Origin of the sequence: Pseudoalteromonas sp. BZA4 (assembly GCF_040104395.1) — a bacterium.
Taxonomy (GTDB): Bacteria; Pseudomonadota; Gammaproteobacteria; order Enterobacterales; family Alteromonadaceae; genus Pseudoalteromonas.
This window is the reverse complement of sequence record NZ_JBECOT010000019.1, coordinates 13,939-30,064: the sequence shown is the minus strand read 5'-3', so window position 1 is coordinate 30,064 and position 16,126 is coordinate 13,939. Positions and strand designations below refer to the sequence as shown.

General features: G+C 40.9%; 17 protein-coding genes. 4 read left to right on the top strand and 13 right to left on the bottom strand.

Going from position 1 to position 16,126, the window contains the following annotated elements; genetic code table 11:
- Positions 1 to 38: 38 nt before the first annotated feature.
- The 12 genes from ABMY41_RS10080 to ABMY41_RS10025 all read right to left on the bottom strand — a co-directional run bounded on the left by ABMY41_RS10080 (position 39) and on the right by ABMY41_RS10025 (position 11,487).
- Positions 39 to 1,016, bottom strand: coding sequence for a transposase (locus ABMY41_RS10080; protein WP_349274599.1), 978 nt, complete (start codon positions 1,014 to 1,016; stop codon positions 39 to 41).
- 201 nt (positions 1,017 to 1,217) lie between these two features.
- Positions 1,218 to 1,430, bottom strand: coding sequence for a (Na+)-NQR maturation NqrM (gene nqrM / locus ABMY41_RS10075; protein ID WP_036966498.1), 213 nt, complete (start codon positions 1,428 to 1,430; stop codon positions 1,218 to 1,220).
- Between the two features lie 340 nt (positions 1,431 to 1,770).
- Positions 1,771 to 2,802: an FAD:protein FMN transferase gene (locus tag ABMY41_RS10070; protein WP_349274598.1), complete on the bottom strand. Its 1,032-nt coding sequence runs from the start codon at positions 2,800 to 2,802 to the stop codon at positions 1,771 to 1,773.
- Between the two features lie 112 nt (positions 2,803 to 2,914).
- Entirely contained in the window at positions 2,915 to 4,141 is a 1,227-nt protein-coding gene (gene nqrF, locus ABMY41_RS10065) for an NADH:ubiquinone reductase (Na(+)-transporting) subunit F (protein ID WP_054562303.1), read from the bottom strand.
- A gap of 19 nt (positions 4,142 to 4,160) precedes the next feature.
- Positions 4,161 to 4,769 carry an NADH:ubiquinone reductase (Na(+)-transporting) subunit E gene (gene nqrE, locus ABMY41_RS10060; RefSeq protein WP_016708692.1) on the bottom strand — a complete coding sequence of 203 codons (609 nt, stop codon included), beginning with the start codon at positions 4,767 to 4,769 and terminating at the stop codon, positions 4,161 to 4,163.
- Between the two features lie 10 nt (positions 4,770 to 4,779).
- Entirely contained in the window at positions 4,780 to 5,412 is a 633-nt protein-coding gene (locus ABMY41_RS10055; protein ID WP_054554281.1) for an NADH:ubiquinone reductase (Na(+)-transporting) subunit D, read from the bottom strand.
- The gene (locus tag ABMY41_RS10050; RefSeq protein WP_289098437.1) at positions 5,412 to 6,164 is read right to left on the bottom strand and encodes a Na(+)-translocating NADH-quinone reductase subunit C; all 753 of its coding nucleotides are present in this window, start codon (positions 6,162 to 6,164) and stop codon (positions 5,412 to 5,414) included. The genes ABMY41_RS10055 and ABMY41_RS10050 overlap by 1 nt, the downstream gene beginning before the upstream one ends.
- A complete protein-coding gene (locus ABMY41_RS10045; protein WP_054554279.1) occupies positions 6,157 to 7,359 on the bottom strand; it encodes an NADH:ubiquinone reductase (Na(+)-transporting) subunit B in 1,203 nt (400 codons plus the stop codon). Before ABMY41_RS10045 ends, ABMY41_RS10050 begins: the two co-directional genes overlap by 8 nt.
- Before the next feature lie 4 nt (positions 7,360 to 7,363).
- Entirely contained in the window at positions 7,364 to 8,707 is a 1,344-nt protein-coding gene (locus ABMY41_RS10040) for a Na(+)-translocating NADH-quinone reductase subunit A (RefSeq protein ID WP_054562348.1), read from the bottom strand.
- A gap of 348 nt (positions 8,708 to 9,055) precedes the next feature.
- Positions 9,056 to 10,249, bottom strand: a complete 1,194-nt coding sequence (gene fabV / locus ABMY41_RS10035) for an enoyl-ACP reductase FabV (protein ID WP_349274597.1) — start codon at positions 10,247 to 10,249, stop codon at positions 9,056 to 9,058.
- Positions 10,250 to 10,514: 265 nt separating this feature from the next.
- Positions 10,515 to 10,826 carry a BolA/IbaG family iron-sulfur metabolism protein gene (locus ABMY41_RS10030; protein ID WP_217874802.1) on the bottom strand — a complete coding sequence of 104 codons (312 nt, stop codon included), beginning with the start codon at positions 10,824 to 10,826 and terminating at the stop codon, positions 10,515 to 10,517.
- Between the two features lie 73 nt (positions 10,827 to 10,899).
- Positions 10,900 to 11,487 (bottom strand): alpha-ketoglutarate-dependent dioxygenase AlkB, encoded by a 588-nt coding sequence (locus ABMY41_RS10025; RefSeq protein WP_289098440.1) that lies wholly within the window; start codon positions 11,485 to 11,487, stop codon positions 10,900 to 10,902.
- Between the two features lie 41 nt (positions 11,488 to 11,528).
- On the opposite strand from ABMY41_RS10025, the gene ABMY41_RS10020 reads away from it, so the two are divergent.
- Genes ABMY41_RS10020 through ABMY41_RS10005 form a run of 4 tightly spaced genes read left to right on the top strand, consistent with a single transcriptional unit; the run spans position 11,529 to position 15,263 of the window.
- Complete coding sequence (locus ABMY41_RS10020; protein WP_349274615.1) at positions 11,529 to 12,662, top strand: methyltransferase; 1,134 nt, start codon at positions 11,529 to 11,531, stop codon at positions 12,660 to 12,662.
- A 13-nt stretch (positions 12,663 to 12,675) separates the two neighbouring features.
- Entirely contained in the window at positions 12,676 to 13,227 is a 552-nt protein-coding gene (locus ABMY41_RS10015) for a YajG family lipoprotein (RefSeq protein ID WP_252949123.1), read from the top strand.
- 2 nt (positions 13,228 to 13,229) lie between these two features.
- Entirely contained in the window at positions 13,230 to 13,847 is a 618-nt protein-coding gene (locus ABMY41_RS10010) for a peptidylprolyl isomerase (protein WP_175080489.1), read from the top strand.
- Positions 13,848 to 13,883: 36 nt separating this feature from the next.
- Positions 13,884 to 15,263: an MFS transporter gene (locus ABMY41_RS10005; protein ID WP_287243830.1), complete on the top strand. Its 1,380-nt coding sequence runs from the start codon at positions 13,884 to 13,886 to the stop codon at positions 15,261 to 15,263.
- A gap of 117 nt (positions 15,264 to 15,380) precedes the next feature.
- Here the strand turns inward: ABMY41_RS10005 and ABMY41_RS10000 are convergent, their stop codons facing one another.
- The gene (locus ABMY41_RS10000) at positions 15,381 to 15,620 is read right to left on the bottom strand and encodes a helix-turn-helix transcriptional regulator (RefSeq protein WP_054562310.1); all 240 of its coding nucleotides are present in this window, start codon (positions 15,618 to 15,620) and stop codon (positions 15,381 to 15,383) included.
- Between the last annotated feature and the right edge of the window lie 506 nt (positions 15,621 to 16,126).

Below are 16,126 nucleotides of genomic sequence, written 5' to 3'. Positions count from 1 at the left end.
AGTGTTTGCAAAAAATAAAAGTCGAGAGAAAATTAAGATTAACTAGCAAGTAATAACTTACAGCTTGCTAGGTTACTTCGTCGCTTACGAGCAGTTTTACTGCAATAACGTTCAATAGCCCCCATTCGACCTACAGCCCCATGAAATAAGTTTTCAAATTGGGTTGTTACTGTTAACCATTTTTCCGGTTCGAAATTCAGCCTTTCAAGAATAGGAGGTAAATTATGCTCTATATACCCAGGCTTATCCGCGCTGATACTACGACCAGTTTGCTCTACCAGTAACAAGTATGACTTTAACTCAAAAGGTATACCCTTTGATTTATACTTACTCATGCCACCAATGAAACGAGCTAGTACCTTAGGTTGCTTTGACTCCTTCGTGCTCTGGCATCGCTTTTTAAAACTGGTATAGTCCGATTGCTCCGGCGTGCTCGCAGCTTTAGCACGAACAGGGTTTAAGTCAACATAGGCCATACATGCTAAAAGCGCTGATTCATCAAGCAATGCTTGGCTCTTAAAGCGTCCTTCCCAAAAGTGACCCGTACACTCGTCTTCTTTATTTGCACGTCTGGCAATATATTCATTAAGCGTTCGCATGAACCAACTAATGCTCGAAAGGCGTGCCCTATACTCTGCAACTTCCTTATTTAAGAAGGCTTGCTGACCATCACTTAGCGGTTCACCATGAAGGAACTTTTGACCTAAAGGCGTCATTTTACTGAGCTTAAACCAGCGTAAAAGGATAGCCTTGTCGGTTAACCTATTTGCTTTCTTATCATCAACATAAAGCACAACATGAGTATGATTGCTCATCACTGCGTAAGCACACACATCAATACAAAATACCTTTGCAAGAAAAAGTAGGCGCTCTTCAACCCATCCTCTGCGGTGTTCATATGATTTACCAGTGAGTGCGTCTTCTCCACAAAGGTAAGCGCGTCTAACACAACGGGATACGCAGTGATAATACTTAGTGTTCGACAAACAGATTTGCCGCTTCCTTGCTAAAGCCATCGTCCACTCCTTGAACTGATAATTTGAAATGCATTAGCTGTAACTAAAGTGTAGACAAAATCCGTTTTGCCGCAAGATTAAGTTAACAGATAAAAGTGACTGTCCTTGTAAAATTCACTGAAAAACAAATTTAAAATTAAAGATGACTGTCCTTGTAAAATTTAGGTATTAAAAAAGCGCCTTTGGGCGCTTTTTCTGTGGTTAAAGAATTTGATTCTCTTTCCAAGCTTGTTCTTTTGCCATGCGCTTTTTACGCTTGTCACATGGGTCGTCGCAGTCGCAGGCTTTGTCGATACCAACAGCGCCTAGGCCACCACAACTACTGGCCATAGATTTCTTTTGCACAATCATGCCGACAGCCATCGCTGCCACAATTAAAATAAGTAGACCAAATGTAAGAAGAAAAAGTGACATTGCTTTGCCCCTATCGTCAGCAATTAAATCGAGCCTAATTAATTAGGCTGCATGTATTATATACCCAAACCACCTCAAGGTGCGAGTTTCAGTTGGAATTAAAAGCGATTTAGGCAAGGCATTGATTTTAACAATAGTGGTTCTATTGTTAAAATCAATAACGCAGTATAAATCGCTTTTAAACCTACCCTTCGGGCGCTTCACAGGCACTTACTCTCATCGTTGTTACTTCTTAAAAGGGACTGCCATTGTTGCAAAGTAACGCCTTGATATTAAGCACCTATGAAACGCTGAATTCTGCATCTTGGGGTGGATTGGGTATGCACTGCTTCTTACCCTGCTACAAATAAGGTTTAAAAGCGGGGCTAGAATATGTCACTAAGCCATTGTCTGACTTACCAATTAAATACACTGGCAAATCGTGCTCTTCGGCGTATTTCTGCGCCTTTTCCATGCCCATCACAGTGATTGCCGTCGCTAAGCCATCTGCAGTCATCGCTGATGGGTGTAAAACAGTAACTGATACCAAATCATGACGGCTCGGCATACCTGTTACAGGATCAATTAAGTGGCTATAGGTAACACCATCCATTTCGTAAAAAATTCGGTAATCACCTGATGTCGCAATACCATTAGTACCCGGCTCAATTACTTTATGTACTTTACGCACGCCAGGCTCAGCATCAGGCTGCTCAATAGCTATTTTCCAAGTGATGTTGTTTGGCTTAATACCCGACACACGAAGCTCACCGCCAATCTCAACCATATAATTAGTGAAACCATGGCTTTCAATCACTTCTGCGACTTTATCAATACCATAGCCTTTTGCTGTAGCAGAAAACGACAGCTCTAAACCATCAATTGTTTTCATCAGGCCAGCATCTGTAAGTTCAAGCTTATCAACACCAATTTTGGCAACCATTGCAGCCAAAGCTTCATCGCTTGGGCGTTTAGTCGGCTTTTTATCTGGACCAAAGCCCCACAAGTCAATAAGTGGCCCCATGGTCACATCTAACGTTTTTGTTGATTCGCCAAGGCGAATTGATTCAGCTACCACGTTTCTAAAATCAGCGCTTATTGGCATTACCTGCCCTGCTTGTAACTGGTTGAACTGGTTAATTTCTGAATCGGGAATGTAAGTTGACATAGATTGATTTACATCTTTAAGCACTTGCTTAATTTCAGGATGTAAATCAACACCTGCAACCTTTGAAGACTCTGCAAACACCTTAATATGATAAGTGGTGCCCATTGTCTTACCTTCAAAATAAAGCTCTTCAGCCTTATCAGCTTGGCTGCAGCCAGCCATGAGTAAAGTCATAGTTAATAGAAAAAAGGCCATCAAGCCTTGGCGATAAAACACTCTATTCATAGCATTCACCTTGTAGATACCACAGGATTCGGTATAGAAATAAAAAAGCCTCGTAACACTAAGTGCTACGAGGCCTGTATTCTAACCAAAACTTATTGTTTTGTGTATGGTGTTAGCCACCGAAGTCATCTAATAAGATGTTTTCGTCTTCTACACCAAGATCTTTAAGCATGTTGATAACAGCCGCGTTCATCATTGGAGGACCACACATGTAGAACTCACAATCTTCTGGCGCTTCATGATCTTTCAAGTAGTTTTCATAAAGTACGTTATGGATGAAGCCTGTGTAACCTTCCCAGTTATCTTCTGGTTGTGGATCAGACAGTGCTGTGTGCCATACAAAGTTATCGTTTTCAGCTGCTAAGCCGTCGAAATCTTCTACGTAGAACATTTCACGCTTAGAACGCGCACCATACCAGAAGCTCATCTTACGCTTAGATTTTAAACGCTTAAGTTGGTCAAAGATATGTGAACGCATTGGTGCCATACCTGCACCACCACCTACGAATACCATTTCTGCATCAGTGTCTTTCGCGAAGAACTCACCGAATGGGCCAGAGATAGTTACTTTATCACCTTCTTTTAATGACCAAATGTACGAAGACATTTTACCACATGGAAGGCTTAGGTCTCTTGGCGGCGGCGTAGCGATACGCACGTTAAGCATGATGATGCCTTCTTCTTCTGGATAGTTAGCCATTGAGTATGCACGAATTGTTTCGTCGTCTACTTTAGACTCCAGATCGAAGAAACCGAAGTGGTTCCAGTCGCCACGATACTCTTCTGGAATATCGAAATCAGCGTATTTAACGTGGTGAGCTGGTGCTTCAATTTGAATATAACCACCGGCACGGAAAGGTACTGACTCGCCATCAGGAATTTGTAACTTAAGTTCCTTGATGAACGTTGCCTTGTTATCGTTAGAGATAACAGTACAGTCCCACTTCTTAACACCGAAAATTGACTCTTCAAGTTCAATTTCCATGTCGTTTTTAACATTTACCTGACACGCTAAACGGCACCCTTCACGAGCTTCACCTTTAGAGATGTGATCAAGTTCTGTTGGTAAGATATCGCCGCCACCTTCTTTGATGTGTACACGACACTGACCACAAGAGCCACCGCCACCACATGCAGATGAAACGAAGATACCTGAATCAGCTAGCGCGCCTAATAGCTTGCTACCTGCAGATGTTTTAATAGCTTTTTCTGGGTCGCCATTAATTCCGATGATGATATCGCCGCTTGCTACTAATTTAGATTTAGCACCAATGATAACTAAAACTAAAATAACAACGATAGCGATGAAAACACCAACGCCTAAGAAAATCTCATTCATGATTTATCCTCGCTACCTATTAAAGTGAAATACCAGAGAATGACATAAAGCCAAGACCCATAAGACCAACAGTGATGAAAGTGATACCTAAACCACGTAAGCCATCAGGAACGTCTGAGTACTTCATTTTTTCACGGATACCAGCAAGTAAAGTAATTGCTAGTGCCCAGCCCACACCTGAACCGATACCATAAACAACAGACTCGCCGAAGTTATAGTTACGCTCAACCATGAAAGATACCGCACCGAAGATCGCACAGTTAACTGTGATCAGTGGTAAGAAGATACCTAACGCGTTGTAAAGTGCAGGGAAGAACTTATCTAATGCCATTTCAAGAATTTGTACAAGTGCTGCAATAACACCGATGAAAGTCAAGAAACGTAAGAAGCTAAGGTCTGCTTCTGGGTAGCCAAGCCACTCTAATGCACCAGGTGCAAGAACAGCGTGATAAACCAAGTTATTTACAGGTACTGAGATACCTAGTACCACGATAACTGCCACACCTAGGCCGATTGACGTTGTTACTTTCTTTGATACCGCAAGGAAAGTACACATACCTAGGAAGAAGGCTAAAGCTAAGTTTTCAATGAAAACCGCTTTTACAAATAAACTAATATAATGTTCCACTGCTCGCCCCTTACGCTTTTGCTTCTACTTGGTCTTTCTTGAAGGTACGAAGTACCCAGATGAATAAACCAATAATGAAGAATGCACTCGGTGGTAAAATCAATAGACCCATTGGTTGATACCAGCCACCATTTTGAACTAATGGAATAATATCAACACCGAATAGTGAACCTTTACCGAATAACTCACGGATGAAACCAACAGTTAGTAGTACTACTGAGTAGCCTAAACCGTTACCGATACCGTCTAAGAAAGACATTAACGGTGGTGACTTCATTGCGTATGCTTCAGCACGACCCATTACGATACAGTTTGTAATGATTAGACCAACGAATACTGAAAGCTCTTTAGCAGTTGCATAAGAGAATGCTTGCAGTACTTGGTCAACAACGATTACAAGTGATGCGATGATCGTCATTTGTACGATGATACGTACAGATGATGGGATGTGGTTACGAATTGACGAAATAAACAAGCTAGAAAACGCAGTTACTAGTGTCAATGCGATTGACATGATTAGTGCATTTTTTAAGCTTGATGTTACCGCTAGCGCAGAACAAATACCTAGTACTTGTAATGCGATCGGGTTATTTGCGAATACCGGGCCAAATAGGACCGACTTCATTTCTTTAGTATCAGCCATTATTTCAACGCTCCTTCACGTACTTTCGCAAGGAATGGACCAAAGCCATGCTCGCCAGTCCAGAAGTCTACTGTGTGATCAACACCGTTTGAAGTTAATGTTGCACCAGAAAGACCATCGATTTGATGTTCGTTCTTCGCACCGCTCTTCATGATATTGATTGGTAACTCTTTACCTTGCCATTTAGCAGTCCATTGTGGATTTTGGATTTCACCACCTAGACCTGGCGTTTCGTTGTGCTTGAAGAAGTTGATGTTTTTAACTGTTTCACCATCGCTTTCAAGCGCTAAGAAGCCGTACATTACACCCCAAAGGCCATAACCTTGGATTGGTAGAATGATTGCGTCTGTAGAACCATCTTCTTTTTTCGAAATATATACAGGTGAATTTTTTGTCATACGCTGAATACCAGCGATGTCTTTAATTCCTTCTGCTTTCAACGCAAAGCTACGAGCTTGGTCGAATTTTGTTTTCTCGAAGTCAAATGAGTTAGGATCAGCACCTTCAACAAACTCACCTGTGTTCATGTCTACAACACGTGCTTCAATTTTTGAGTTAAAGGTCTCTGACACAGTACCTGATACTTCAATGCCTGCAGCCGCTAAGATATTACGTTGAATATCTTGTGTTTTGTTAGCTTGCTGTAAAGGACGAAGCTGAACTGAAGCAAACGATACGATGATTGCACACACTAAACATAGTGCAACAACAACGGTTAGCGTTTTGCCGATTGATTCGTTATTACTAGACATTACGTGCCAACCTCCGCTTGATATTAGCTTGCACTACAAAGTGATCGAATAATGGTGCAAATAAGTTAGCAAATAAGATTGCTAGCATCATACCTTCTGGGAATGCCGGGTTTACAACACGGATCATTACAACCATAAAGCCGATTAACGCACCGTAAGCGAACTTACCTTTGTCTGTGAATGATGCAGATACTGGGTCTGTTGCCATGAAGAACATACCAAATGCAAAACCACCAAGAACTAAGTGCCAGTGCCAAGGCATAGCAAATACAGCATTGGTTTCTGAACCAATTGTATTTAGTAAGAATGCCGTTGCAACCATACCTAGGAATACACCTAGTACGATACGCCATGAAGCGATACGCACGTAAATTAGGAATAAACCACCAATTAATAGTGCTAGTGTTGACGTCTCACCCATAGAACCTTGAATGAAACCGTAGAACGCATTCCACCATAACTCCATGTTGCTGTAATCAAGTGAACCAACAACAGCTTGGCCAAGCATAGTTGCACCAGAGAATGAATCTACTGCTGTCCATACTGTGTCACCTGAAATTTGCGCTGGGTATGCAAAGAATAAGAACGCACGACCGGCAAGAGCAGGGTTAAGGAAGTTACGACCTGTACCACCAAAGATTTCTTTAGCGATTACAACACCAAACGTAATACCTAGTGCAACTTGCCATAAAGGAATCGTCGCAGGTAGGATTAGTGCGAATAATACAGATGTTACGAAGAAACCTTCATTTACTTCGTGCTTACGCACTGAAGCAAATAGTACTTCCCAGAAACCACCCACAGCAAATGTTACTGCGTATATTGGTAGGAAGAAGCAGGCACCGTAAAACATTTTCGCGCCCCAACCAGAGTCAGCAGTTAATTCACCACCGAATAATTGGAACAGACCAACTTGCCATGTGTTTGCTAGTTCAAAACCTTGCGCTAAAGCACCAGCGGCCTGATGACCGATGTTGAACATACCAAAGAACATTGCAGGGAACGTCGCCATCCACACTAAAATCATCATACGTTTTAGGTCGATGTTATCGCGAACGTGTGTTTTGCCTTTATTTACATAACCTGGCGTGTAGAAAATAGTCGCTGCAGCTTCGTAAAGCGCATACCATTTTTCGTGTTTACCACCCGGTTCAAAATGCGGCTCAATATCTTCTAGAAATTTCTTTAAACCCATCTCTCTAGCCTTCCTTCTCGATCGTAGTCAAGCAATCGCGTAGGATTGAACCGTACTCGTATTTACCTGGACAAACGAAGGTACATAATGCTAAATCTTCTTCATCAAGCTCTAGCGCACCTAACGAAATAGCACCATCAAGATCACGTGCGATTAAATCACGTAATAATAGTGTAGGTAGGATGTCTAAAGGCATAACACGCTCATAGCTACCAATTGGAACCATTGCACGCTTCGAACCACCTGTTGAAGTCGTCATGTTAAATAGACGGCTAGGAGCAAGGTGAGATAAGAAGGTACGTGTTACTGAGAACTTGTTAGCACCTGGTGCGATCCAACCGAATAGCTCTTTTTCGCGACCTTCAAGTAATACAGATACTTGAACATGGTAACGACCTAAGAACGCGTGTGGACCTTGAGAGATAGCGCCTGATAATACAGAACCAGAAATTACACGGTTATCACCGTCTTCTAATTCACCAGCAACTAAATCATCTAAAGATGCACCTAGCTGAGTTTTCACTAAGCGTGGGTTTTTAACACGTGGACCAGCAAGAGAAACAACACGGTCTGTGAAGATTTCACCTGTTAGGAATAAATTACCAAACGCGATTACGTCTTGGTAACCTAAGTGCCAAACCTGCTTGCTTGCAGAAACTGGGTCTAAGTTATGAATGTGTGTACCAACAAGACCTGCCGGATGCTTGCCACCAAACTCATGTACTTCTACTTGAGGGATTGATGAACTAGGCACTTGGCTACCAGCTTGTTTACAAACAAATACTTTGCCGTCAGTTAAACGAGATACCACAGCTAAACCAGCTTCAAATGCTTGAGTGTTTTCAGCAATGATTACTGCAGGATCTGCAGCTAGCGGGTTAGTGTCGATAGCCGTTACAAAGATAGAGCTAGGATTTGCATCCAAAGCAGCTACTCTGCTGAATGGGCGAGCACGTAGTGCTGTCCATTGACCTGACTGAACTAGTACTTCTTTAACTTTTTCACGGTCTAAGCCCGAAAGCTCGTCGGCCTTGAAAGAGTCAAAGGTGATTTGCTCACTGCCATTAACTTCAATAACAACAGATTGCAGCACACGTTTAGCACCACGATTGATTTCTTTAACTACCCCAGAAGCTGGTGCAGTAAATAAGACGCCTGGGTTCTTTTTGTCTTCAAAAAGTACCTGGCCTTTTTTGACTTGGTCATCCACGCGAACATGCATGGTTGGACGCATACCAATATATTCTTCACCTAGCACAGCTACACGTTTGACGGCAGAACCATCGTGAATAACTTGCTGAGGTGCGCCCTCTATCGGTAAATCCAGACCTTTTTTTATGTTGATCATACGCACTTGCATTACATTAACGGAAAGAAACTGAAAAATCGTACCAACCACGTCGCCATTTGATATGCTCAAGTTAAACTCTAAGTATCAAAGAATAGCCTGTTTAACACCCCAAACAAGCAACGCAGTAAACTCCTCACATATATTGCCCGAATTTTAACATCAATCAGGGTGACTATGCGAGAGCAAATATGAAATTTATACGACAGATACGGTTATTTAGACTACAAAAACCTTTTGAATAAAATTCAATATAGACCAAAGTGCTATTGATGATGTTTTATTTTCACCCATAAACAAAAAAGTCGCTTAAAAAAGCGACTTTACAAAATCAAGTTTGTTCAGTGATTAATCGATCAGCTGTGAAATCGCAACATCAGGATTCACATCTTGCTCGTAATCTACACTGTCGATACCAAAACCGAATAAACGTAAAAATTCATTGTGGTAACCCACGTAATCCGTTAATTCGTCAATCGTATCTGTATCTACTGTATCCCAAACATGTTGTACACGAGCTTGAACATCATCTTCTAACTCTTTGTAGTTTTGGAATAAATGACCACCTTCGTCAAAACGTGGGGTTTCACCGTAAAGGTTTTCAGTAAATAGTGAGTAAATTTGCTCAATGGTACCTTCGTAAGTCCCGTCTGCTTTCATTACTTTGAATAAAGCAGAGATATATAAAGGCATAATTGGAATTGCCGAGCTTGCTTGTGTCACAACCGCATTTAATGAAGAAACATACGCTTCACCATTTAAGCCTTTTGTAGACTCTTTGATTGCTTGAGTTGCACGGTCAAGATCTTCTTTCGCTTTACCAATTGTCGCATGACCGTAAATTGGCCACGTTAACTCTTTACCGATATAAGTGTAAGCAGTCGTTTTGAAGTTATCAGCTAGCACATCCGCTTCTTTTAATGCGTCAATCCACATTTCCCAATCTTCACCGCCCATTACTTTAATTGTATTGTCGATGTCTTCTTGGCTTGCTGCTTCAACTGTTACTTCATCAATCACACGCTTTGAAGTGTTTAGGTTCTTCGTTGTGATATCTGAGCCAATAGGCTTAAGTGTTGATGAGTAAGTTTCGCCTGTATTTGGATCAGTACGACGAGGTGACGCTAGGCTGTAGATAACTAAATCAATTTTACCTAAATCAGCTTTGATAGTATCAATTGCTTTTTGCTTGATTTCGTTAGAAAACGCATCGCCATTGATATTTTTAGACCATAAACCTGCTTCTTCAGCGGCTGTTTGGAATGCTGCTGTGTTGTACCAACCTGCAGAACCCGTTTTGCGTTCGCTACCTTCTTTTTCAAAGAAAATACCTAACGTTTTAGCACCGCCACCAAATGCAGCCGTGATACGTGATGCTAGGCCGTAACCTGTAGACGCACCAATCACTAATACATTCTTAGGTGCATTGCTCAGTGGTCCTTGCGCTTTCACATAATTAATTTGTTCTTGTACGTGCTCAGCACACCCTACTGGATGCGCGTTAGTGCAGATAAATCCACGAATTTTCGGCTTAATGACCATTGATCATCCTATATCTATCACAATAAAAATTAGCGCTAGTTTAAAGGCTAATAGTTAAAATACAGGTCTGATCAGTAAAACTTTTCAGACCCACTTAAATCTTTCGAGCTTAAAACCCCAAGTGACAAGCAGTTTAGAGTGACTGTCTTTCTAACTTTGAGTGACTGTCCTGCTAACTTTAGATGACTGTCCTGCTAACTTTAGATGACTGTCCTGCTAACTTTAGGTGACTGTCTTGCTAACTTTGAGTGACTGTCCTGCTAATTTAGTCGAACTTTGAGCCACCTAAGCATTTTGGTGATTCAGGTGCCTGTCCTTGTTGTTCACTGAACTCCTCTGGAGTAAATGTGTGAATCGCTAATGCATGAATGTGGTTTGCTAATTCATCTTTTAATAGCTCATTAATTTGACGGTGACGGGCAAGCAAACGTTTACCTGCAAATTCTTCGCTCACAACCACCACTTTAAAATGCGATTCAGTTCCACGGCTATGCATATGGCTTTCATTGACAACATTCAGGTGTTTACATTCGATACCCGCAGCAAGCTTTTGCTCTATTTGTTGTTGCATTGACATGTGTCATAGACCTTTAATAAGAAAATAATTGGCAGCTACTATATCAAGGGCATGAGTCATTTTGCCAATGATTTTATATGATTGAACGAAAGGTAAGGTTAATTCGAGGGTGTTTAAGTCTTTGCTGCTTTGGCAAACTATGCTGGTAATCGCGCTGGCTAAAACCATTCATGATTAAACAGCTGCCACTTTGCAGCACAATGCTATGTTGTTCATTATTATGTTTGTGCTTTATTTTAAATATCCGTTCGGCCCCTAGTGATACAGAAGCGATTGTCGGTTGCTCCCCAAGTTCTTTCTCATCATCACTATGCCAGCCCATACAATCATGACCATCTCGATACAAATTAACTAAAAGCGCATTGAATGGTATCTGCAAAGCTCTTGATAAGCGTACACGCATGGCATCAAGCACCTCTGGCCATGGCTCAACGATTAACTGTGAACCCGAGTAACCATAACTTACGTTCTGATCAGCAATAAAGCATTGCAAACGTGGGATCACATGGCTTTTTCCGTACACTTTTATAGTTGGTTGTTGCCAATTGAGCTGCTGCTGAAGATAGTAAAATAATTCGAGGCTTTTTTGTGCACTCAATGCATTAGCTTGGTAAGAAAACCCATCTGGCAAATGATTAGGGTTGGCGTTTGGCTGTTGCATGTTAGAATTTACCTATACATTAATACATTCGTAAAATCATGATGACCACCCAAGCACAGCTCGGTGATAACACCTATACCCTAGAACGCTTTCCGTTAGATCAAAAGAATCGCAGTCTTCAAGCGTGGGACTCAGGCGATGAGTACCTTGTCAATTATGTACAAGAGCACTATCCAGATGCAAATTCAATCCTGATACTCAATGACAGTTTTGGCGCTTTAGCCTGTGCCCTTAATACGTTAACAGTTTATTCAGTTAACGACTCGTATATTGGTCATCAAGCTACCCGTTATAATTTACAAGCCAATGAGTTATCAACAGATTCTTTAACGCAACTGGACTCATTAGCCGCGTTACCTAGTCAGGTTGATTTAGTGATATTAAAAGTGCCACGCAATTTAGGCTATCTTCAGCATCAACTTGCCGCAATCAGTGCAGCTTTACCTGCCGAAATTGATGTTATTGCAGCTGGAAAAACGAAAGACATTCATAACTCAACTATAAAGGCTTTTAGTCAGTATATCGGTGAAACATCAACCAGCTTAGCGGTTAAAAAGTCCCGCTTAATTATCAGTAAAACCAGTGGCTTTAACAAAGTTGCTCCCTTCCCTGTTAACTGGCCACTTGAAGGCAGTGAATTTGAAATACAAAACCATGCCAATGTTTTTTCACGAGATTCATTAGATATTGGCGCACGTTTTTTCTTTAACTATTTGCCACAAACTAGCAAAGCTCGCAGCATCATTGATTTAGGCTGTGGTAATGGTGTTATTGGCTTAATGACTTTAAAGCGTTGCCCTAAAGCCCATGTGACCTTCGTTGATGAGTCGTTTATGGCCGTCGAATCAGCTAAATTAAATATCACTCACAATCTACCAGAGCAATTAGACCAGTGTGAGTTTGTCCAAAACGATTGCTTAACCGATTTTCAACCTAACAGTGTTGATCTTGTTTTATGTAACCCACCATTCCACCAAGCACAAGCGGTTACTGATCATATTGCTTGGCAAATGTTCAAACAAGCAAAACAAACATTAAAGCAAGGCGGTGAATTAAGAATTATTGGTAATCGCCATCTAGACTATCATGAAAAATTAAAACGCATGTTCGGCAATTGTAAGTTACTTGGGTCTAATAAAAAGTTTGTCGTACTAAGTGCTACAAAGAATAATTAATGGAGTTAACTTAATGAAAAAATTACTTCCTTTATGTTTGCTAGCCGCACTTACTGCGTGTAGCAACCAGCCAAATCAGTTAATTTTGAATCCTGTTTATCAAGGTGGCAAAATTTCAACTATTAACAGCAATGTTAGCACGAGTGTAATTGATTTACGTGGCGACAACGTGACCTTAAAAATCATTGAGTCAGATAAAATCAAAACGCTTGCCAGCCCAGGTATTGCAGATTCAGTGAAAAGTGCCTTAGACAGTGCGTTAAGCCGCAATGGTGCAAATATTTCAAATCTATCCACAACGCGTTTTGAATTAGATATTCATCAACTACAAGCAGTTGTCACAGAAAAAATGATGACCCATAGCAGCAATGCCACTATTGAGTTTGGTGTCCGTGTGGTCAAACATGCAAGCACTTTCAATAAAATTTACCAAGGTAATGCTAATCTTGAAGGGCCACTTAGCCACGACCGTGCAAAAATAGAAGGTCAGCTGAATAAGTTGACTGAACAAATAATTACCCGCATTGTATCTGACCCAGAATTAATCGCCTATTTAGAAGGTTAACTATGAAGCGTATTTTATTACTTAGTTTTATATTGTTTTTTGCTCACAGTTCATTCGCAGCGACTGAGGGTAAATTTATTCAAAAAGATAACATGTTTCCACGCGTAGAAATTGTCACTACGCTTGGCAGTATTGTGGTCGAAATGGATCGTTCACGCGCACCAATAACCGTAAATAACTTTCTAACTTACGTTGCCGACGGTAGCTATCAAGGTAGTGTGTTTCACCGTGTAGAACGTGATGAAGACAACGAACGTGATTTTGTTATTCAAGGTGGTGGTTACGATAAAGACTATGATGGTCTGTACGAAGGTGACCCTATTTTTAATGAAAGTGGCAACGGTTTAAAAAACGATATGTATAGCATCGCTATGGCATACCAAGACCGTCAACCTCACTCAGGTACTCGCCAGTTTTTCTTCAACATGGATGATAACGATCATCTTAATCCTGGTCGCGACTGGGGCTTTGCCGTATTCGGTATGGTCATGGATGGCTATGACACACTAGACAAAATCATGCGTGTCGAAACCGCTTTCAATGAAAAAATCGGTTACAGCTTTGTGCCCAAAGATCCTGTTGTTATCTTAAACGTAAAAGTGCTAGACGCTAATCAATAATAAATAGGGGCGCACGCCCCTTAAACTGGCAACACTATGACAAAACCCCTTTCTATTTCAGAGTATTTCTCGTACTTCAAAGATAAACGTTTAATCAATATTTTTATTTTTGGCATTAGCAGTGGCTTTCCTTGGGTATTGATTGGTTCTGTTATGTCGGCCTGGCTAAAAGACGAAGGCCTAAGCCGCAGCATGATAGGGTTATTTGGCATCGTGTTTGGTGCGTATAGCATTAACTTTTTATGGTCACCGCTCGTTGACCGTGTGAAGTTACCTGTTTTGTTTAACTGGCTTGGCCAGCGCCGTAGCTGGATTTTACTTTGCCAGTCAGTGATTTTTATTGGCACCTTTTCACTTGCAGGGCTCGATATTAAAGCCAACCTCTGGTTTGCTGCCGCGCTGTGTTTAGTTATTGCTATCGCTTCTGCGACTCAAGATATTGCTATTGATGCGTTTCGTATTGATACTTTAGCCGAAAATGAAAGCCACAAAGCCACCGCAGCAGCTGCAATGGCCACTTCAGGTTGGTGGAGCGGTTACGCCCTATTAGGCGCCCTGCCATTTTATATGGCCGACATCCCTTCAATTGATTGGCCACAAGTTTACTTTTTCTTATCTGTGGTAATGCTGCTATTAATGAGCAGCGTATTGTGGGCAAAAGAACCCGAATCAAACCGTGACGCTGTTCAAGCTGAGCTTGAACAAACCTATCAACAAAAGCTGGCTGGTAGTACGCAGACTCGCTTTGCTAAAGTTATTGCATGGCTTGCTGTAACCGTTTTTGACCCTTTCAGAACCTTCTTTGCCCGTAATGGCGTAAAAACAGCATTGGCATTATTGGCCTTTATTTTCTTATTTAAAATAGGTGAAGCCTTTTTAGGGCGAATGTCTATCGTGTTTTATAAAGAAGTGGGCTTTTCAAATAGTGACATAGCGACCTTCTCAAAAGTGGGTACTGCAGTGCTCACCATTGCTTTTACTTTTTTAGGAAGCTTATTCAATCAACGCTATGGCATTGTAAAAGGCTTGTTTATTAGTGGTATTGCGATGGCAGCCTCAAACCTTGCCTTCGCTTGGATCGCGATTGCAGGCCCCAAACTGAGTTTATATGCGTTTGCTATTATCGTTGATGGTTTTACTCAAGCTTGGTCACTGGTTGCCATGGTGGCGTTTATATCCATGTTATGTGATAGAGCATTTAGTGCAACCCACTATGCACTACTTGCTTCATTGGGTAATTTAGGCAGAACCTTACTGTCGAGCTACAGCGGCGTGGTTATTGATGACTGGTTAGGTGGAAACTGGGCGATGTTCTTTGTGCTAACTGCATTGATGGTGATCCCATCACTGGTATTTTTATTCTTAATTCGCCATAAGCTTTATGCGTTAGAAAACAACTATCATCAAAACAATTAACAAATTTGATACGTATGTGATTAAACAGGGGGGAAATGCAAGGGAGAGGTTTTAATAGTGCTTCCTTGCACCATTTATATTACTTAAAAGCGGCGTTTCGCTTTTGGTAATGAATAATTAAGCGTCTTTAAGTAAGTTAAGACCTTCGTATGGGTCAACTTCTAAAGCATCGCAATAACGCATGAATTCAATTACATCTAAACGACGTTCTTGGTTTTCAATTTTACCAATGAAAGAATGCGGCGTACCTAAAACCTGTGCAAGGCTACGCATTGTGTGACCTTTCTCATGACGTTTAGTTTTAAGCCATTTTGTTAGTTTCGAGTTTTCTTCAGAAGAAACTGTTTTACCCATCATAAAATACATCTCCTACTAGATGATTCAAGTTAATAATTTAAGAGTGCAATTTGCCCGTCTCACTCTTGGACACATTATATACTAATAACTTTCAGATTGAATGATTAATTATACAAATGTCCACCTTTTAGGTATGGACCGTTTTAGTATACAAGTATTAGTGTAGCTAAAATTAAAGCATGTGCTCTATAGTTAACTGGTTAACTGTACCAAAAAATTGATCAATTGGAAGTGTAACAAGATGAAAGTATCGCTTTAAATTCTGCATATTTATGCTTAAAGTGTATGTAAATACTGAAAAAGGCTAGGAAATGTTTCGTATATTATTTTTGTTGCCAATTGTACTGTGTGTAGCGTGGTACCTTTTTTTAAAACAAAATCGTGTACCAATTAAGCAAGGCAAGAAGGGGTTTGTGTATATTTTGATCGCCTCTGCGTTAGTTTTAGGCTTCTTTTTACTGATGATTAAAGTGACCCAACACTAGGGTCACTTATTTTTAATTAAT